At 74.1% G+C, this 18,217-nt stretch carries 15 protein-coding genes and 1 riboswitch; of the genes, 6 read left to right on the top strand and 9 right to left on the bottom strand.

The features are described from left to right. Positions 1-6 precede the first annotated feature (6 nt). The 4 genes from ACFYUS_RS15170 to ACFYUS_RS15155 all read right to left on the bottom strand — a co-directional run bounded on the left by ACFYUS_RS15170 (position 7) and on the right by ACFYUS_RS15155 (position 5,894). On the bottom strand, positions 7-2,424 hold the full coding sequence (locus tag ACFYUS_RS15170) for a PA14 domain-containing protein (protein ID WP_388850857.1): 2,418 nt from the start codon (positions 2,422-2,424) through the stop codon (positions 7-9). 118 nt (positions 2,425-2,542) lie between these two features. Beyond that, the gene (gene cobJ / locus ACFYUS_RS15165) at positions 2,543-4,027 is read right to left on the bottom strand and encodes a precorrin-3B C(17)-methyltransferase (protein ID WP_388850855.1); all 1,485 of its coding nucleotides are present in this window, start codon (positions 4,025-4,027) and stop codon (positions 2,543-2,545) included. After that, positions 4,024-4,677, bottom strand: a complete 654-nt coding sequence (locus ACFYUS_RS15160) for a precorrin-8X methylmutase (RefSeq protein ID WP_388850852.1) — start codon at positions 4,675-4,677, stop codon at positions 4,024-4,026. Before ACFYUS_RS15160 ends, cobJ begins: the two co-directional genes overlap by 4 nt. Further along, complete coding sequence (locus tag ACFYUS_RS15155; protein WP_388851752.1) at positions 4,674-5,894, bottom strand: cobalamin biosynthesis protein CobG; 1,221 nt, start codon at positions 5,892-5,894, stop codon at positions 4,674-4,676. The genes ACFYUS_RS15160 and ACFYUS_RS15155 overlap by 4 nt, the downstream gene beginning before the upstream one ends. A 183-nt stretch (positions 5,895-6,077) precedes the next feature. Then, a riboswitch (cobalamin riboswitch) is annotated at positions 6,078-6,210 on the top strand. A gap of 39 nt (positions 6,211-6,249) precedes the next feature. Here ACFYUS_RS15155 and cobN point away from each other — a divergent pair. Further along, a complete protein-coding gene (gene cobN, locus ACFYUS_RS15150; protein ID WP_388850849.1) occupies positions 6,250-9,963 on the top strand; it encodes a cobaltochelatase subunit CobN in 3,714 nt (1,237 codons plus the stop codon). On the opposite strand, the gene abc-f is transcribed toward cobN, so the two are convergent. Both abc-f and ACFYUS_RS15140 read right to left on the bottom strand, forming a co-directional pair. After that, positions 9,960-11,552 (bottom strand): ribosomal protection-like ABC-F family protein, encoded by a 1,593-nt coding sequence (gene abc-f / locus ACFYUS_RS15145; RefSeq protein WP_388850846.1) that lies wholly within the window; start codon positions 11,550-11,552, stop codon positions 9,960-9,962. The two genes, cobN and abc-f, sit on opposite strands and share 4 nt — an antisense overlap. A 116-nt stretch (positions 11,553-11,668) precedes the next feature. After that, complete coding sequence (locus ACFYUS_RS15140; RefSeq protein ID WP_388850843.1) at positions 11,669-12,016, bottom strand: DoxX family protein; 348 nt, start codon at positions 12,014-12,016, stop codon at positions 11,669-11,671. Between the two features lie 92 nt (positions 12,017-12,108). On the opposite strand from ACFYUS_RS15140, the gene ACFYUS_RS15135 reads away from it, so the two are divergent. After that, on the top strand, positions 12,109-12,549 hold the full coding sequence (locus ACFYUS_RS15135) for a MarR family winged helix-turn-helix transcriptional regulator (RefSeq protein ID WP_388850840.1): 441 nt from the start codon (positions 12,109-12,111) through the stop codon (positions 12,547-12,549). A 137-nt stretch (positions 12,550-12,686) separates the two neighbouring features. Then, on the top strand, positions 12,687-13,556 hold the full coding sequence (locus ACFYUS_RS15130) for an alpha/beta fold hydrolase (RefSeq protein ID WP_388850837.1): 870 nt from the start codon (positions 12,687-12,689) through the stop codon (positions 13,554-13,556). 65 nt (positions 13,557-13,621) lie between these two features. On the opposite strand, the gene ACFYUS_RS15125 is transcribed toward ACFYUS_RS15130, so the two are convergent. Then, the gene (locus tag ACFYUS_RS15125; protein ID WP_388850834.1) at positions 13,622-13,780 is read right to left on the bottom strand and encodes a hypothetical protein; all 159 of its coding nucleotides are present in this window, start codon (positions 13,778-13,780) and stop codon (positions 13,622-13,624) included. 122 nt (positions 13,781-13,902) lie between these two features. Here ACFYUS_RS15125 and ACFYUS_RS15120 point away from each other — a divergent pair, with 122 nt between their 5' ends. Next, a complete protein-coding gene (locus ACFYUS_RS15120; RefSeq protein ID WP_388850831.1) occupies positions 13,903-14,844 on the top strand; it encodes a DUF1648 domain-containing protein in 942 nt (313 codons plus the stop codon). Positions 14,845-14,846: 2 nt separating this feature from the next. Next, positions 14,847-15,203, top strand: a complete 357-nt coding sequence (locus ACFYUS_RS15115) for a GntR family transcriptional regulator (protein WP_190104403.1) — start codon at positions 14,847-14,849, stop codon at positions 15,201-15,203. A gap of 28 nt (positions 15,204-15,231) precedes the next feature. On the opposite strand, the gene ACFYUS_RS15110 is transcribed toward ACFYUS_RS15115, so the two are convergent. Then, entirely contained in the window at positions 15,232-16,191 is a 960-nt protein-coding gene (locus tag ACFYUS_RS15110) for a D-2-hydroxyacid dehydrogenase family protein (RefSeq protein ID WP_388850828.1), read from the bottom strand. A 103-nt stretch (positions 16,192-16,294) separates the two neighbouring features. Between ACFYUS_RS15110 and ACFYUS_RS15105 the strand changes: the two genes are divergently transcribed. Further along, positions 16,295-17,608: a hypothetical protein gene (locus tag ACFYUS_RS15105; protein WP_388850825.1), complete on the top strand. Its 1,314-nt coding sequence runs from the start codon at positions 16,295-16,297 to the stop codon at positions 17,606-17,608. A gap of 142 nt (positions 17,609-17,750) precedes the next feature. On the opposite strand, the gene ACFYUS_RS15100 is transcribed toward ACFYUS_RS15105, so the two are convergent. After that, the gene (locus ACFYUS_RS15100) at positions 17,751-18,146 is read right to left on the bottom strand and encodes a hypothetical protein (protein WP_388850822.1); all 396 of its coding nucleotides are present in this window, start codon (positions 18,144-18,146) and stop codon (positions 17,751-17,753) included. Positions 18,147-18,217: the final 71 nt, after the last annotated feature.

Below are 18,217 nucleotides of genomic sequence, written 5' to 3'. Positions count from 1 at the left end.
GGCCGGTCAGAGCCAGGAGGCCCAGATGCCGTACGCCTGCGGGCGGACGGACACTTCGGCGCCCGAGGGGTCGGTGAAGACCACGCGGTAGTAGTGGAGGCCCAGCAGGTCCCGGGCCACCGCCTCGTCGAAGTACTCGAAGGCCGAGCCGCCCACGTCGCCCGTGGTGAGGGTGGTGTAGGCGCCTTCGCGGGGGTCCCAGCGCTCCACGCGGTACCGGGTGGCGGTCCCGCAGGGGACGGCGGATCCGTCGGAGCACCGCAGGTAGAGCCGGGGGTACTGGGCCTCGTAGACGTAGGTGCCGGTCCAGCCCGGCGGCCGGGTGTCCGGCAGGGTGACGCGGATCTCCGCCGGGTTGAGGTCACCGATGCCGGGGTCCACGTCGTGGTTGTCCGAGGCGGCGACCCGGTAGACGTGCTCGCGGCCGTCGGGGATCGTCGGGCAGAGGATCTCGGTCGCGGCCAGGGACTGCCCCCGCCAGCAGTTCTTCTCCCAGGAGGTCTCGCCGGTGACGGGGTTGGTGACGCCCTGCCACACCACGTAGCCCTGGACGTCGTCGTCGGCGGGCGGGGTCCAGGTGAGGCGCACACCGAGCGGGATCCGTTCGGCGGCCAGGTCCAGGACCGGGGCCGGGCGCACGGTGTCCGGGGTGGTCTCGGTGGCGGCGGGGCCGGGCTGCGACGCGTGCCCGTACCGGTCGATCGTGACGACCCGGTACTCGTAGGTCGTCTCGGACTTGCCCTGGACGTCCCAGCAGGAGCCGATGACCTCCTTCGGGCCGGCGTACGGGGGAACGGTCCCGGAGACCCACGTCCAGTACACATGGGGGTCCGTCAGCGGCCGGTCGTCCGAGGTGTTCGGCTTGCAGCCGGTGACGGTGCTGGTCTCGCCGGTCGCGGTGTCGGTGCGGACGATCCGGTACGTGGGAAGGGGGTCCTCGTCGACGGTCCACGGATCGACGCCGCGCCACCAGATGCTCACACCGTCGCCGGCCTTGGTCGCCCTCGTCTCGAACGGCGGGATGGACTCGGCCCGTTCGGCCATCGACAGCGTGGTCTCCACGGGCGCGGCGGCGTTGCCCTCCGCGTCGAGGGCCCGCACCGCGTACCGGTAGGTGTCGGCGACCGCGGCCGTCTGGCGCGGCACGACGTCGGTCGCCGTCGTGGTGTCGCCCGTGATCAGGGCGTTCAGCTGGTCGCCGGTCGCGGGGTCGTACTGGAGGACCTGGTACGAGGCGGCCCCGGGCACGGGGGACCACGTCAGGTGCGGGACGCCCGCCCGGTAGTCGACGCGGAGACCGGAGACGGGCGCCGGGGGCGTCAGATCCCAGGGGGCGAGGGCGGTGGCGGGCGAGTACGCGGACCAGTTCCCGGCGGCGTCGCGGGCCCGGCCGCGGTAGGTGACCTTGCGGCCGTCGGCGGGCTGGTCGGTGTCGCAGAAAGCGCGCTCGCTGCCGGAGAAGACCGTGGTCCATGCGCCGGTCACCGGGTTCTGCCGCTGGGCCTCGTACCAGGCGATGTCGGCCGCGTTCGCTGCCGTGGTGGCGAGGTAGACGGCCATGTAGGGCAGGTTGTCCGGGCAGCCGGTCTGATTGACATAGGGGGCGGCGGGCGGGGTCCTGTCGACGGTGGTGACGGCGAGGTCGCTGCTGCCCGAGGACTCGTTGCCCGCCTTGTCGACGGCGCGGACCTCGTAGACGAAGCGCTGGCCGGTGGGCGGCGGGGAGTTCACGTGACTCGTGCCCGTGACGAGGGCGGTGGCGCTGCTGACCTTCGTCCAGGTGGTGGAGGTGCCGAGCCGCCGGTAGACGCGGTAGCCCGCGAGGTCCATCTCCTTGTTGGCGGCCCACTTCAGGGTGACCTTGCCGAGGGCCTTGTCGTACGCGAGGGTGGCGCCCGTCGGCAGGAGCGGTCGCACCTTGTCGACGGTGGCCGAAGTACGGGGCGCGTAGGAGGCCTTCACGTTCGCCGCGCCCGTCCAGGTCGCGTAGTGCACGACGATGGTGTGGCGGCCGGACGGGATCGTGAGGTCGACCGTCTTCTTCCGGGTGGTGGAGACGTTCTTCCAGAGGTCGATCTTGCGGACGCCGTCGAGGCTGACGCGGATGCCGTCCTGGGCTTCGGCGGTGAAGGTGAAGGGGCCGCCGGAGCCGAAGTCCCGCGTCACCGACCAGCGCACGCCGAAGTCGTCCCTGGGCAGGGTGACGCCGGCGGGGTCGCCGTAGCCGTAGTTCTCGGCGATGGCGGAGTCGCAGGTGGTCAGTCTCGGGGTGCCGGTGAGGGTGGTGTTGGCGTAGTACTCGGCCTTCCACAGAGGGGAGGCGCAGGTGACGGCCGCAGCCGCCGGAGTGGCGGTCAGCAGGCCGCCGGTGGCGGCGAGCGCGGCGGTGGTGGCCAGAGCGCTCAGCCGGGTACGAGTCGTCACAGGGGGAGGGCCCTTTCCGGACCTATGGGAAGCACGTGAAACAGGGGAACGCCTGTGTGACTCGTGAGGTGGGGGGAGGGTTGTGCCCTCGCCCCCACCTGCCCTTTCAGTCCCTGTTTCAGCCGTAGCGCCGCGGCGTCCACGCGATCGTGCGGCCGTCGCCCCGTTCGACCGCGCGCGTCTGCGAGGAGCCGATCAGGAGGAGGGTGCGCATGTCGACCTCGGACGGGTCCAGGGTCTTGAGGGTGAGGACGCGGACCGACTGCTCCGGGCCGCCGACGTCGCGGGCGACGACCACCGGGGTCTCGGGGGAGCGGAGTTCGAGGAGGAGGTCGCGGGCCGCGGCGACCTGGTGGGTGCGGGACCTGGAGCCCGGGTTGTAGAGGGCGATGACGAGGTCGGCGCTCGCGGCGGCGCGGAGACGGGTCTCGATGACGTCCCAGGGCTTGAGGCGGTCGGAGAGGGAGATCGTGGCGTAGTCGTGGCCGAGCGGGGCGCCCGCGGCGGCGGCGGCCGCGTTGGCGGCGGTCACCCCCGGGAGGACCCGTACGGGGACGTCCGCGTACTCCGGTTCGCAGGCGACCTCCAGGACCGCCGTCGCCATGGCGAAGACGCCCGGGTCGCCGCCCGAGACGACCGCGACCTTCCGGCCGCGCCGGGCCAGGTCGAGGGCGAACTCGGCGCGCTCGGACTCGACCTTGTTGTCGGAGCCGTGGCGGATCTGGCCGGGGCGGAGGACGGGGACCCGGTCGAGGTAGGTGGTGTAGCCGACGAGGACGTCGGCGTTGACGAGCGCGCCGCGCGACTCGGGGGTCAGCCAGGGTGCCCCGGCGGGGCCGGTGCCGACGACGGTGACCTCGCCCCTCTCCCGTACGGGGGGCTGCTGGTCGATGCGGGAGGGGAGGACGGCGACGGAGAAGTACGGGACGGACTCCGGGTCGACCTCCGTGAGCTTCTCGGTGCGCTCGCCCTTCATGAACGCGCGCTCCACGTACCGGGCGTCGTCCAGGCGGCCCGCCCGCTCCAGGGCCCGCTTGACCGTGGGGAAGGTGCGGCCGAGCTTCATCACGACCGCCGAGTCGGTGCCCGCGAGGCGGGCCGTCAGCTCGTCCTCCGGCAGGGTGCCGGGGATGATCGTGAGGACCTCCTCCGCCTCGCACAGCGGCTCCCCGAGCCGGGCGGCGGCGGCGCTCACCGAGGTGACGCCGGGGATGACGGTGGTGTCGTAGCGGTCGGCGAGCCGCTTGTGCATGTGCTGGTAGGAGCCGTAGAAGAGCGGGTCGCCCTCGGCGAGGACGGCGACGGTGCGCCCGGCGTCGAGGTGCGCGGCGAGGCGGGCCGCGGCCTCCTCGTAGAAGTCGTCCAGGGCACCCCGGTAGCCGCCCGGGTGGTCCGTGGTCTCCACCGTGAGCGGGTACATCAGCCGCTCCTCGACGTGGTCCTCGCGGATGTGCTCGGCGGCGATGGAGCGGGCTATGGAGCGGCCGTGGCGGGCCGAGTGGTAGGCGACGACGTCGGCGGAGGCGATCGCCTTCACGGCGGCGACCGTCATCAGGTTCGGGTCGCCGGGCCCGAGCCCGACGCCGTACAGCTTTCCGGTCACTTCTGGATCTCCGCTTCGTGGGCGAGGGCGTTGAGCGCGGCGGCCGTCATCGCGCTGCCGCCGCGCCGGCCCCGTACGACCAGGTATTCGAGGCCGAGGGCGTTCTCGGCCAGTGCGTCCTTCGACTCGGCGGCGCCGATGAAGCCGACCGGGATGCCGAGGACGGCGGCGGGCTTCCCGGCGCCCTTCGCGATCATCTCCAGGAGGTGGAAGAGCGCGGTCGGCGCGTTGCCGATGGCGACGACGGAGCCTTCGAGGCGGTCCCGCCACAGTTCGAGGGCGGCGGCCGAGCGGGTGGTGCCGAGCTCGGCGGCGAGACCCGGGACGGCCGGGTCGGAGAGGGCGCAGAGCACCTCGTTGTCGGCGGGCAGCCGCTTGCGGGTGACGCCGCTGGCGACCATCTGCGCGTCGCAGAGGATGGGCGCGCCGGCCCGGAGTGCGGCGCGGGCGCTCGCGACGACGCCCGGGGAGTGGGCGATGTCCTGCACGAGGTCGGTCATCCCGCAGGCGTGGATCATCCGGACCGCCACCTGGGCGACGTCGGCGGGCAGGCCCGAGAGGTCCGCCTCGGCGCGGATGGTGGCAAAGGACCGGCGGTAGATCTCCGTCCCGTCCTTCTCGTAGTCGAACATCCTGGTGCTCTCGCTCATCTCGTCGTGCGGGCCGTGGTCACTGCTTCGGGCAGGGAGGTGCGGGGGGTCGGTACGCCGTTCACCAGGTAGGTGTCGTCGCCGGTGGCGAGGACGTCCACCCAGGTGCCGTGCGGGTGGCCGCAGCGGCGCTCGCACCCGGAGTAGTGGACGGGCAGGCCCCCTCGCCGGACGAGGGCGGCGTCCGCCCGTACGTCGGCGAGGGACTTGGCGCAGCCGGGGCGTCCGGTGCAGGCGCTGACCCCGACCGAGGGCAGGTCGGGCCGGGTGATCAGGCCGTGCTCCGCCAGGTCCCGGTCGGCGGCCCCCACGACGACCACCCCCCGCCAGGGCGTGAGCCGGAGCTCCTCGGCCCCGTCGGCCAGGGCCCGCAGCTGGGCGGCCGTCAGCCGGCCGAGCGGGGCGAGGACGTGCAGGGCGCGCTCGCCGAGGGGGCCGGGCGCGGGCGGCGGGGACGCGGGAAGCGGCGGTACGGGTACGGGCTCCGCCGTGATCCCGGCCCGCGCGAGGGCTCCGGCCCAGTCGGGCACGTGCTCCTCGGGCAGCTCGCGCGGGCGCCAGGCCCCGTTCCCGGCGGCCCCGGCGGCGTCGAGGAACACGAGGGCGGCGGTGAGGGCGGCCCGGACGGCGTCGGTCGCGGCCAGCCGGAAGGCCTCCGGGCCCAGCCGCAGCAGGACGGATCCGTCCGGCCCTGCGATCAAGCTCACATCGCCGCCGAGCCCGGCGACGTCCCCGCGCCCGTCGTCCAGGACGAACAGGAACCGTCCCGAGAGCGACGCCGCCCGGGGCTCGGCGCAGAGTGCGGTGTCCAGTGCGCGGGCCCACAACTGCACGTCCGCGGAGCCGAGTCCGTCGAGTCCCGCGCCGGGCGAGGCCACGATGTTGCGGACGCGCTCATGGGTGGGGGAGGGCAGCAGACCCGCCCCGTCCAGGAGGGACGCCAGGTCTGCCCCGCAGCCCTCGCCGAGCCCGCGCAGCTCCGCGTTGCCGCGCGAGGTGATGCTGATCCGTCCGTCGCCGAGCGTCTCCGCCGCGACCGCGAGCGTCTCCGCCTGATGTGTCGTCAGGCGCCCTGCGGGCAGGCGCAGTCGGGCCAGGCGTCCGTCGTCGGCGGGGTGCAGGCGCAGCGCCCCGGGGCAGGCGTCGCCACGGTCCCGTATGCGAGCTTCGCCCGGTTCGGGCGTCGGGGGTGGGGTGGGCGGCATGGCGGCGAGCATACCCACGGGGAACCGCCTGACCACCGGGTGTGATCCGGCCGACTCCTGGCGCTCCGGGCCCTGCCGGTGCCTGCCGGTCCTTGGTGCTCGAGGCCCGCCGGTGCTCGCCCGTGCCGCCGTCGGACGTCCCGGTGTGATCCGGCCGACCCCGACGCTCCCTGGGGCCCGACCCCGGCACGATCTAGGATGCAGATCGGCATGGGGTCCCAGGACCCCGGGGAGGAAGCCCGGTGAGAATCCGGCGCGGTCCCGCCACTGTGAGCCCGTACCCGCGAGGGACGGGTGAGTCAGGAACTCCCGCCGTCCACACGACCACCCGGGGCGCGGACAACCCCGAGGAAGGCCTGAGCTCGCCATGCTCCTGCTGCTGTCGCACTCCGACACCGACCTGCTCAGCGCCCGCGCGGCCGGGGGGCCGGTGGAGTACCGCTTCGCCAACCCCTCCCGCCTCCCCCTCGCGGACCTCCCCGGGCTGCTCGACGGCGCCGACCTGGTCGTCGTCCGGCTCCTCGGCGGCGTCCGCTCCTGGCAGGAGGGCCTCGACGCGATCCGCGCCGCCGGGAAGCCGGTGGTCGTGCTCAGCGGCGAACAGGCTCCCGACGCCCAGCTCATGGAGGCCTCCACCGTCCCCGTCGGCGTCGCCACCGAGGCGCACGCCTATCTGGCGCACGGCGGCCCGGCGAACCTGGAGCAGCTGGCCCGCTTCCTCTCCGACACCGTCCTGCTCACCGGCCACGGCTTCGAGGCCCCGGCCGCCGCCCCCACCTGGGGCCCGCTGGAGCGGACCGTGCGCAACGGGACCGGCCCGACCGTCGCCGTGCTCTACTACCGCGCCCACCACATGAGCGGGAACACCGCCTTCGTCGACGCCCTCTGCGGCGCGATCGAGGACGCCGGCGCCCGCGCCCTCCCGCTGTACGTGGCGTCCCTGCGCGCCCCCGAGGCCGAGCTGATCTCCGTCCTGCGCGGAGCCGACGCCATCGTCACGACCGTCCTCGCGGCGGGCGGTACGAAGCCCGCCGAGGCGCAGGCCGGCGGCGACGAGGAGGCCTGGGACGCGGGCGCGCTCGCCGCGCTCGACGTGCCGATCCTCCAGGCGCTGTGCCTGACCGGGTCCAGGGAGGCCTGGGAGGAGAACGACGAGGGCCTCTCCCCGCTGGACGCCGCCAGCCAGGTCGCCGTGCCCGAGTTCGACGGCCGCCTCATCACCGTCCCGTTCTCCTTCAAGGAGATCGACGAGGACGGCCTGCCCGCGTACGTCGCCGACGCCGAGCGCGCGGCCCGCGTCGCCGGGATCGCCGTCCGGCACGCCCGGCTCCGCCACATCCCGAACGCCGAGAAGAAGCTGGCGCTCGTCCTCTCCGCGTACCCGACGAAGCACTCCCGCATCGGCAACGCGGTCGGCCTCGACACCCCCGCCTCCGCCGTCTCCCTGCTGCGCAGGCTGCGGGAGGAGGGGTACGACTTCGGGCCCGTCGAGGACATCCCCGGCCTCGTCTCCGGCGACGGCGACGAGCTGATCTACGCCCTCATCGAGGCCGGCGGCCACGACCAGGACTGGCTGACCGAGGAGCAGCTCGCGAAGAACCCGGTCCGCATCCCGGCCGCCGACTACAAGCGCTGGTACGCGCAGCTGCCCGCCGAGCTCCGCGAGCAGGTCGAGGAGCACTGGGGCCCGGCGCCCGGCGAGATGTTCCTCGACCGCTCGCAGAACCCGGAGGGCGACATCGTCCTCGCCGCCCTGCGCCGCGGGAACCTCCTCGTCCTCATCCAGCCGCCGCGCGGCTTCGGCGAGAACCCGATCGCGATCTACCACGACCCCGATCTCCCGCCGTCCCACCACTACCTGGCCGCCTACCGCTGGATCGCGGCCCGCGCCGAGGACGGCGGCTTCGGCGCCGACGCCATGGTCCACCTGGGCAAGCACGGCAACCTGGAGTGGCTGCCCGGCAAGAACGCCGGCCTGTCCGCCGCCTGCGGCCCCGACGCGGCCCTCGGCGACATCCCGCTGATCTACCCGTTCCTCGTCAACGACCCGGGCGAGGGCACCCAGGCCAAGCGCCGCGTCCACGCGACCCTCGTCGACCACCTGGTGCCGCCGATGGCCCGCGCCGACTCGTACGGCGACATCGCGCGCCTGGAGCAGCTGCTCGACGAGTACGCGCAGATCAGCTCGATGGACCCGGCGAAGCTCCCGGCCATCCGCGCCCAGATCTGGACCCTGATCCAGGCCGCCAAGCTCGACCACGACCTCGGTCTGGAGGAGCGCCCGGAGGACGACGGCTTCGACGACTTCCTGCTGCACGTCGACGGCTGGCTGTGCGAGGTCAAGGACGCCCAGATCCGCGACGGCCTCCACGTCCTCGGCGGCGCGCCGACCGGTGAGGCCCGGGTCAACCTCGTCCTCTCCATCCTGCGCGCCCGCCAGATCTGGGGCGGCACCCAGGCGCTCCCGGGCCTGCGCGAGGCCCTCGGCCTGGACGAGTCGGCCGCGACCCGCACCACCGCCGACGAGGCGGAGGCGAAGGCCCGCGAGCTGGTCGAGGCGATGGAGGCGCGGGGCTGGGACGTGGCACGGGTCCCGTCGGTCGTGACCGAGGTCCTGGGCTCGGGCGCGGAGGGCGACGAGGCCGCGGACGCGGAGGCCGGCGAGAGCACGGCCGGCGCGGACGGCGTGAAGGCCGCTGCCGCCGGGACCGCTCGCGCCGAGGCCGTCGCGGACGTCCTCCGCTTCGCCTGCGAGCAGGTCGTGCCGCGCCTGGCCGGCACCACCGACGAACTCGCCCACGCCGTGCACGCCCTGAACGGCGGCTTCGTCCCGGCCGGCCCCTCCGGCTCCCCGCTCCGTGGCCTGGTCAACGTCCTGCCGACCGGCCGGAACTTCTACTCGGTCGACCCGAAGGCCGTGCCGTCCCGGCTCGCCTGGGAGACCGGGCAGGCGCTCGCCGACTCCCTCCTCACCCGCTACCGCGACGACAACGGCGCGTGGCCGACCTCCGTCGGCCTGTCCCTGTGGGGGACGAGCGCGATGCGCACCGCCGGCGACGACGTCGCCGAGGCGCTCGCCCTGCTGGGCGTCCGCCCGCTGTGGGACGAGGCCTCGCGCCGGGTGAACGGCCTGGAGCCGATCCCGCTCGCCGAGCTCGGCCGCCCGCGCGTCGACGTCACGCTGCGCATCTCGGGCTTCTTCCGGGACGCGTTCCCGCACGTCATCGGCCTCCTCGACGACGCCGTACGGCTCGTGGCGGGCCTTGAGGGCGAGTCCGCCGAGGACAACTACGTACGGGCGCACGCGCAGGCCGACCTCGCCGAGCACGGCGACGAGCGGCGCGCCACCACCCGCATCTTCGGCTCCCGGCCGGGCACGTACGGCGCGGGCATCCTCCAGTTGATCGACTCGCGCGACTGGCGCACGGACGCCGACCTCGCCGAGGTGTACACGGTGTGGGGCGGGTACGCGTACGGGCGCGGGCTCGAAGGCCGCCCGGCGCGCGCCGAGATGGAGACGGCGTACAAGCGGATCGCGGTGGCCGCGAAGAACACGGACACCCGCGAGCACGACATCGCCGACTCCGACGACTACTTCCAGTACCACGGCGGCATGGTCGCGACCGTCCGCGCGCTCACGGGCACGGCCCCCGAGGCGTACATCGGCGACTCGACCCGCCCGGAGACCGTCCGCACCCGCACCCTCGTCGAGGAGACCTCCCGCGTCTTCCGCGCCCGCGTGGTCAACCCGCGCTGGATCGAGGCGATGCGCCGCCACGGCTACAAGGGCGCGTTCGAGCTGGCGGCGACCGTCGACTACCTCTTCGGGTACGACGCGACCACGGGTGTCGTCGCCGACTGGATGTACGACAAGCTCACCCAGGAGTACGTCCTCGACGAGACGAACCAGGCCTTCCTCAAGGAGGCCAACCCCTGGGCCCTGCACGGCATCGCCGAGCGCCTCCTCGAAGCCGAGTCCCGCGGCATGTGGGAGAAGCCGGACCCGGAGACCCTGGCCGCCCTGCGCCAGGTCTTCCTGGAGACGGAGGGCGACCTTGAGGGCGCTGCGGGCGAGGACTAGGCCCTGACGAGGGCCGGGGCCAGTTCGAGGACGCGGCCCCGGTACCCCTCCCGCAGCCGCCGGTCGTGGCTGACGATCACCAGCGTGCCCGTGTACCGGGCCAGCGCTGCCTCGATCTCCTCCACCAGGCCCGGGGCCAGGTGGTTGGTCGGCTCGTCGAGGAGGAGCAGGTCGGCGGGGGAGGTCACCAGGAGGGCCAGTTCCAGCTTGCGGCGCTGGCCCGTCGAAAGCAGCCGGACCGGGGTCGTCAGATCCCGGGCGGCGAAGAGCCCGAGGGCGAGCAGTTCGTCCTCGCGGCCTTCTCCGAAGGCCTCGCCCACCGTACGGGGGTCGAGGGGTGGGGCCGTGTCCTGGCGGAGCAGCCCGACCCGGGCGGGCACGGTCACCGTGCCCGCGTCCGGGGCGAGTTCGCCCGCCAGGACCCGGAGGAGAGTGGTCTTTCCCGCGCCGTTCGGGCCGGTGAGCAGCAGGCGTTCGCCCGGGTCGAGGTGGAGCGCGTCGAGGTGGAGCCGGCCGTCGACGCGTATCCCCGTGAGGTCGACGGGAGCGCCTTCGCCCGTGATGTCCGCGCGGAACCGGAGCGGTTCCGGCGGCGCGGGCACGGGGTGGGCGGTGAGCCGGGCGAGTCTCTCGCGGGCGGAGCGGATGCGGCTCATCGCGCCGTGCGCCCGTGACCGGGCCCGGAAGGCGCCCGCCCCGCTGAACGCGGCCGGGGCCTTGCGGGGGATCGCGGAGAACCGGTCGACGTTCGTGTCGGCGAGCGCCCGGTGGCGGGCGAGTTCGGCCTTCCACTCCTCGTGCTCCCGCTGTCTGCGGGCCCGTTCGGCGGCGCGGCCGGCGAGGTAGCCGCCGTAGCCGTCGCCGTACCGCCGCACGGTGTGGCGGTCCTCGTCGACCTCCAGGACGGCGGTGGCGACCCGGTCGAGGAAGACCCGGTCGTGGGAGACGGCCACGACCGTGCCCCGGTGGGCGCGCAGCCGCTCCTCCAGCCAGGCGACGGCCTCGTCGTCGAGGTCGTTGGTCGGCTCGTCGAGCAGCAGCAGTTCGGGTTCGGCGGCGAGGACGGCGGCGAGGGCGAGCCGGGAGCGCTGTCCGCCGGAGAGCGTCCCGAGCGGTCGGCCGCGGTCGAGCGGTCCGGGCTCGCCGAGCCGCCGCAGGGTGGTCTCGACGCGCCGGTCGGCCCCGGCGCCGCCCCGGGCCTCGTAGGCGGCGAGCAGTCCGGCGTATCCGGCGAGGTCGCCGGTGGCGGCGAGCTCGGCCTCGGCCGTACGGATCGCGCGCTCCAGCTCCCGCACCTCCGCGAGCGCGTGGTCGACGGCGTCGCCGACGGTCGCGTCCGCGGGGAGGTCGAGGGTCTGGGCGAGGTGCCCGAGGCCGCCGGGGGAGTCGACGGTCACGGTGCCGTTGTCGGGGGTCTCCAGGCCGGCGAGGAGCCGGAGGAGGGTGGACTTCCCGGAGCCGTTGTCGCCGACGACGCCGAGGCGTTCGCCGGGGCGGACGGTGAGGGAGACCCGGTCGAGCACGGTCCGGTTCTGCGCGTACCGGTCGTCGTAGCGCTTGGTGACGTCGGTGAGTAGGGCACGGAACAAGGGCGACCTCCTGCCGTCGGGGACACGGACGCGAGACGCGTCGTCTCGCCTGGGTGACAGTACGACACCCGGAGAGGTCTGACAAGACGATACGTCTCGTCTTGATTCGTGGGCGGTCAGGCGGAGGCTATGCGCAGGACCAGTGCGGCCGCCGCGACCAGGGCGAGCACCGCCGCCGGCGCCAGCTCGAAGTCCTTCACCCGCAGGTGGGAGATGACGGCGCCGACGAAGTAGAGCACCAGGCCCACCGCCGCGGCCTCGCCGAGGAGCGGGACGAAGAGCCCCGCGAGCAGGCCGAGCGCACCGGCGGCCTTCGCGGTCGCGAGCCACGGCAGCGCGCCCTCCGGGACGCCCACCTTGGTCATGCTGCCGGTGACCTGCGGGTTCTTGGTGAACGTCATGAAGGCGGAGCCGAGCGAGGCGAGGGCGAGCAGAACCGCGACGGCGGCATGGGCGATGAACATGGAGGTACTCCAACGGTCGGGGGACGACAACCGTTGAACAGTATCAACGATTTCTCTGGCTCCACAATTGCGTTGTTGTTACGGTGGACGGCATGGCAGCACTCCCGACCGATCGCCTCGGCTTCCTCCTCTCCTTCCGCGGCGAGCTCACCGGTGCGCGCATCCGCGCCGCCCTGGGCGTCGCCGGACTGCACCCGCGCAACGCGATGACGCTGATGCAGCTGGCCCCCGGGGCCACGAGCCAGCGCGAGCTCGCCGTCGCGATGGAGATCGACCCGAGCCAACTCGTCGCGATCCTCAATGAGTTGGAGGCGGACGGGCTCGCCGAGCGCCGCCGCGACCCGGCCGACCGGCGCCGTCACATCGTCGAGATCACCCCGGCCGGCACCGCCGCCCTGGAGCGCGTCGACGCAGCCGTGCGCGAGGCCGAGCGGGAACTCTTCGGCGACCTCACCGAGGCCGAACAGCACCTCCTGCGCGGCCTCTTGGACCGCGTCGTCGTGGACCCGACCGTCCACGAATGTGGCGAGTAGCCGCCAGAGAGGTCTGGGGGAAGGGTCCGAGGGAAGAGTCCGAGGAAAAGAAATCCGAAGAAAGATCGCTCTCGGCGATGACTTCCGGGGGTGCGGGCGGTCTACCCCATGACCGTTCCCCCAGCGAGGAGATCACCATGGCCGAGACCGACACCCGGACCCTGGACACCGTCGGCGCGACCCTGCGCTACGACGTGCGCCCCGGCACCGGGCCCGACGAGCGACCCCTGCTGCTGATCGGCTCGCCCATGGACGCGAGCGGCTTCACCACGCTCGCCTCCCACTTCGCCGACCGGACCGTCGTCACGTACGACCCGCGCGGAGTGGGCCGCAGCGAGCGCACCGACGGCGCCGCGGAGAACCTCCCCGAGGAGCACGCCGACGACCTGGCCCGGCTGATCGAGGCGCTCGGCGCCGGGCCCGTGGACGTCTTCGCGAGCAGCGGCGGCGCGGTCAACGCCCTCGCCCTGGTGGCCCGGCGCGGCGACCTGGTGCACACCCTCGTCGCGCACGAGCCGCCGACGGCCCAGGCCCTCCCGGACCGCGAGGCGGCCCTCGCGGCCTGCGCGGACGTCCGGGCCACCTATCTGCGGGACGGCTGGGGCGCGGGCATGGTGCGGTTCATCGCCCTGACGGGCCACCAGGGCCCGATCCCGGCGGACTGGTCCGAGGGCCCCTTCCCCGGGCCCGAGACCTTCGGGTTCCCGGCCGAGGACGACGGCTCGCGCGGCGACCCGCTGCTCGGGCAGAACATGCGCGGCTGCACCTCGTACCTCCCCGACTTCACCGCCCTGCGCGCCGCGCCGACCCGGATCGTCGTCGCCGCGGGCAAGGAGTCCGAGGGCACGTTCGCCGCGCGGGCGGCGGTCGGCGTCGCCGAGGGCCTCGGCACCCCGGTCGCCGTCTTCCCGAGCCACCACGGCGGCTTCCTGGGCGGCGAGTTCGGCCAGCAGGGCGCCCCTGCGGAGTTCGCCGAGGCGCTGCGGACGGTCCTGACCGAGAGCTGAGGAGCGGGGGGCGGCGCCGGCCGAGAGCCGAGAGCCGAGGCGTTACTTCTTCGCGGCGGCGGCCTTCACGGCCGCCGCCGCGTCGGCGTTCCCGAGGCCGGCTCGAGGAACTTCCCCGGATCGGCGGCCGTGTCGCGGCTCGTCCGCATGATCGCGGCCGGGTCCATGCCCTGGTGGCGCGGGAGCGCGGCGACGGCGGCGAGGGTGGCGGGCCGGTGGCGCATGAAGATCTCCCCGTTCGTCAGCGTTCGACCCGGTGAACGGCCGGTGCGGGCGGCCCGCAACTCGGGAGTTCCCCCTTCCTAGAACTCATTGTTCTAGTAGAGTGCGAACAAGGGAGGATTCCATGAACCGTGCCGCACCCCGTCTCCGCGCGCTCGCCGCGCTCCCCTTCGTCCTCGCGACCGCCGTCCACGTGCCGTTGCTCGTCCTCCGGTACGACCGGCTCCCCGACCCCCTCGCCACCCACTTCGACGGAGGGGGCACCGCCGACGGCTTCACCGGCCGCGCCGCCTTCGCCGTCATCAGTACGGCCCTGCTCCTCAGCCTCGGCGCCGGCTGGACGCTCCTCGTCCGCCGCGCCGCGCTGTGGGGGGCCTGGGCGACCGCCGGCTTCACCGGCGCGCTCCTCGCCCTCCTCGTACGGGACAACGTGGACGCCGTCGACGCGGCCCAGGTCGACGCGCCCCTCGCCGAGATCACCGTCGCGGCCGGCGTCGCGGGCCTCCTCGCGCTCGTCGGCTGGGCCCTGACCCGGTTCGTGCCGCCGGAGGAGGCCGAGACCTCCGCCACGGACGGCCCGCGGCTCGCGCTCGGCGCGCACGAGCTCGCCGGATGGACCCGGGCCACCGGCTCCCGGCCGCTCACCGCCCTCGCGGTGCTCGCCCTCGTCGCGGCCCCGGCCGTCCTGCTCCTCGCGCCCTGGCCGGCCGCGCTGCTCGGTCTCCTCGGCCTCGTCATCGGCGTTCCCGGGCTGGTCCTCGCCCGGGTCAGGGTCACCGTCGACCGGCGCGGACTCACCGTCAGCCCCTCGTTCGCCTCCCGGCCCCGCGTCCGCATCCCGCTCGACGAGGTCGCCGGCGCCGATGCCCGGGAGATCTCCGCCCTGGCCGACTTCGGCGGCTGGGGCTACCGGGTCCGGGCCCACCGGACGGGCGTGGTGCTGCGCTCCGGCGAGGCCCTCGTCGTACGGCGGACCGGCGGCCGCGAGTTCGCCGTCACCGTGCCCGACGCGCGGACCGCCGCCGCCCTCCTCAACACCCTCGCCGAACGGCATGGGAAGGTCTGACCGTGCTCTTCCGTGTCGACCCGGCCTCCGCCGTCCCCCTCGGCGACCAGATCGCCGCCTGCGTCCGGGGTGCCCTCGCCGACGGCTCCGCCGCCCCCGGCGAACGCCTCCCGGCCGCCCGCGAACTCGCCGACTCCCTCGGCGTCAACGTCCACACCGTCCTCCGCGGCTACCAGCGGCTCCGCGAGGAGGGCCTCATCGAACTCCGCCGGGGCCGCGGCGCCCTCATCGTCCCCGGTGCCACCGCCCCCGACCGCGCCCGCCTGATCTCCCGGCTCCGGGAGGCGGCGGCGGAGGCCCGCGAACTGGGCCTCACGGAGGCGGAGTTCCTCGACCTGGCGCGTACGAGTCTGGGCTAGCCCCTCCGACCGACAGACCGACAGGCCGTCAGCCCAGCTCCCGCACCGGCGCCCCCGCCAGAAAGGCCTCGATGTCCTCGACCGCCTCGCCGAAGTAGCGCCCGTAGTTCCCCTCCGTCACATAGCCCAGATGGGGGAGGGCCAGGACGTTCGGCAGGGTCCGCAGCGGGTCGTCGGCGGGCAGGGGCTCCGTCTCGTACACGTCGAGGCCCGCCCCCGCGATCCAGCCCTCGCGCAGCGCCCGCAGCAGCGCCCCGCCGTCGACGAGACCCGCCCGGGAGGTGTTGACGAGGTACGCGGACGGGCGCATCGCCCGCAGCTCCGGCTCCCCGACCAGGCCCCGGGTGCGCTCGGAGAGCACCAGGTGCAGCGAGACGAAGTCGCTGGTCGCGAACAGGTCCCGCTTGTCCTTCGCGAGCCGTGCGCCGTGCTCGGCGGCCCGCTCCTCCGTCAGGTTCGGGCTCCACGCGGTGACCTCCATGCCGAAGGCGAGGCCGATCCGGGCCATCTTGGCGCCGATCTTCCCGAGGCCGACGAGGCCGAGCGTCCGGCCTGCCAGGTCGGCGCCGACCGTCGACTGCCACGGCCCGCCCTCCCGCAGGGCCCGCGCCTCCGCCGGTACGTGCCGGGCGAGGCCGAGGAGGAGCGCCCAGGTCAGCTCGGTGGGCGGCGCGGAACTGCTGGCGGTGCCGCAGACGGTGACGCCCCGCTCCTTGCAGGCGGCGAGGTCGATCGAGGCGTTGCGCATGCCGGAGGTGATCAGCAGCCGGAGCCGGGGGAGGCGGGCGAGGAGCTCCGCGTCGACCGGGGTCCGCTCCCGCATGACCACGAGGATCTCGCAGTCCTCGACGGCGGCGACGAGCGCGTCCCGGTCCGTCAGGTGCTCGCGCAGCACGCGGACGTCCACGCGGTCGGCGAGCGGGCCCCAGTCGGCGGAGGCGAGGGCGACGCCCTGGTGGTCGTCGAGTACGGCACAGCGCATGTTCATGACCGCATGATCGCGTACACCCCTGTGCGCCGCCCAGGGCGACAGAACCACCCTCCTTCAAGAGAATTGCTCTGACTTGTCCCGAATGTGAGGAGTGGGTGCCATGAGTGCAGCGGCCGGTGACAGCGGTGACGAACTCGCCGTACTCCGGGCCCGGGTCGCCGCCCTGGAAGCGGAGAAGGCGACCGCCCGACCACCCCACCACCGCGTCCGTTCCTTCTTCTCCGCCCTGCTCATCGTCATCGGCTGCGTCCTCGTCCCGCTCGGCATCGTCGCCACCTGGACCTCTGACCTCGTCGGCGACACCGACCGGTACGTGCAGACGGTCAAGCCGCTCGCCTCGGACCCGGACATCCAGGCGGCCGTCGCGACCCGGGTGACGAACGCCGTCATGGAGCACATCGACCTGCAATCCCTCCTGGAGGGCGTCGCGCCCGACCAGCGGCCCCTGGCGGCCAAGGCCCTCGGCAAGCTGGGCGGCTCCCTGGAGAGCGCGGTCGGCAGCTTCGTCCACGAGCGGACCCAGGACGTCGTCGCCTCCCCGGCGTTCGAGACGATCTGGACCGATGCCAACCGGGCCGTCCACACCTCCCTCGACCGTGCCCTGACCGGCAACGACGAGGGCGCCGTGAAGATCGAGACGAACACGGTCACCATCGACCTGGCGCCCGTGATCGACCGGGTGAAGCAGCGGCTCGTCGAGTCCGGCCTCGACGTCGCGGCCAAGATCCCCGAGATCCACACCGACTTCACCGTGGTCAAGTCCGAGGACATCGGCAAGGTGAAGACCGGCTTCGCGCTGCTCCAGGCCATGGGCATGTGGCTGCCGGTGATCGCGATCCTGCTCGTCGTCGGCGGTGTGCTGCTCGCCGTGAAGCGCCGCCGCACCCTGGTCGCCGCGGCCCTCGGCGTCGCCTTCGCCGCGATCGTCCTCGGCGTGGCCCTCACCGTCTTCCGCACGGTCTACCTGAACGCCCTGCCCGCCAACGTCTCCCCCGGCGCGGCGAGTTCCATCTACGACACGCTGATCCGCTTCCTCCGCACCTCGGTCCGGGCGTACGCGGCCCTCGGCATCCTCATCGCCCTCGCCGCCTGGCTCTCCGGCCCGAGCCGCCCCGCCGTCCTCGTCCGGGGCTTCTGGAACTCCGGGATCGACGCGACCCGGGGCTTCGCCGACCACGCGGGCATGCGCCTCGGCCCGGTGGGCCCGTTCGTCCGGCGCTACCGCACCTGGATCACCTGGATCCTCGTCGCCGCCGCGGCCGCCGGCGTCGTCTTCTGGCCGCACCCCACCGCCTGGGTCATCGTGGGCCTCGCCCTCGCCCTGCTGTTCGTGCTCGCGGTGGTGGCCTTCCTGGCGAAGGAACCCGACGAATCCGGGGCACCCCACGGGACGGAGGGCACCGCTCGGACCTGACGGCCCCGCCCGGGCACGAGCGCCACGACCGCCTGGACGCCGAGCGACAGGTGCACGAGCCCCGTCACCCGGCCCGCGAGCCGCCACGGCACCCCGAAGGCCAGGAACAGGCCCGCCGTGAACACCGCCCAGCTCCCGACCTTCACCCACCGGGACAGGTCCGCGTCCTGCGGGGAGTCGGACAACGCGCCGGTCGGCGTGCCGGCGACGGCCACCCCGACGAGCACGCCCACGGACAACTGGAGGAGCAGCACGAGGGCGTGGACGAGGCGACCGGCGCCGGAAGCATGATCTGTACGGGGCCGCCACGGCTGTGGCCCGGCTGGAGCAGGCCCAGGGTGACCACGGAGACCAGGACGGCGGCGAGCAGCGGCAGCACGCGCGCGAGGCGCGGCCGCCGGTCCGGCAGGACGGTCAGGAGCGCGACCGGGGCGGCGAGGAGGGCGGTGGTGCCGATCTCGTACCGGGTGGGCCGCACGGCGGGCGCGAACCCGACGGAGAACAGCACGATGCCGACGCCCCGGGCCCGGCGCGGCACCGCGCCGGGCAGCGTCCCGACCCGCCGCAGGCCGGCCGCCGCCCCGGGCAGGGCGGCCGGGTGTCCCGTGC

Origin of the sequence: Streptomyces sp. NPDC004284 (assembly GCF_042874035.1) — a bacterium.
Classification (GTDB): domain Bacteria; phylum Actinomycetota; class Actinomycetes; order Streptomycetales; family Streptomycetaceae; genus Streptomyces.
Note: the sequence above shows the minus strand (reverse complement) of the source record. Positions and strands in the feature narration are given on the sequence as shown.

What these genes read in the sequence shown, in the direction of transcription:
- ACFYUS_RS15160 (WP_388850852.1), bottom strand. Translation starts at nt 4,677, where the DNA reads ATGAGCGAGAGCACCAGGATGTTCGACTACGAGAAGGACGGGACGGAG.
- ACFYUS_RS15155 (WP_388851752.1), bottom strand. Translation starts at nt 5,894, where the DNA reads ATGCTCGCCGCCATGCCGCCCACCCCACCCCCGACGCCCGAACCGGGC.
- cobN (WP_388850849.1), top strand. Translation starts at nt 6,250, where the DNA reads ATGCTCCTGCTGCTGTCGCACTCCGACACCGACCTGCTCAGCGCCCGC.
- ACFYUS_RS15140 (WP_388850843.1), bottom strand. Translation starts at nt 12,016, where the DNA reads ATGTTCATCGCCCATGCCGCCGTCGCGGTTCTGCTCGCCCTCGCCTCG.
- ACFYUS_RS15135 (WP_388850840.1), top strand. Translation starts at nt 12,109, where the DNA reads ATGGCAGCACTCCCGACCGATCGCCTCGGCTTCCTCCTCTCCTTCCGC.
- ACFYUS_RS15130 (WP_388850837.1), top strand. Translation starts at nt 12,687, where the DNA reads ATGGCCGAGACCGACACCCGGACCCTGGACACCGTCGGCGCGACCCTG.
- ACFYUS_RS15125 (WP_388850834.1), bottom strand. Translation starts at nt 13,780, where the DNA reads ATGCGCCACCGGCCCGCCACCCTCGCCGCCGTCGCCGCGCTCCCGCGC.
- ACFYUS_RS15120 (WP_388850831.1), top strand. Translation starts at nt 13,903, where the DNA reads ATGAACCGTGCCGCACCCCGTCTCCGCGCGCTCGCCGCGCTCCCCTTC.
- ACFYUS_RS15110 (WP_388850828.1), bottom strand. Translation starts at nt 16,191, where the DNA reads ATGAACATGCGCTGTGCCGTACTCGACGACCACCAGGGCGTCGCCCTC.
- ACFYUS_RS15105 (WP_388850825.1), top strand. Translation starts at nt 16,295, where the DNA reads ATGAGTGCAGCGGCCGGTGACAGCGGTGACGAACTCGCCGTACTCCGG.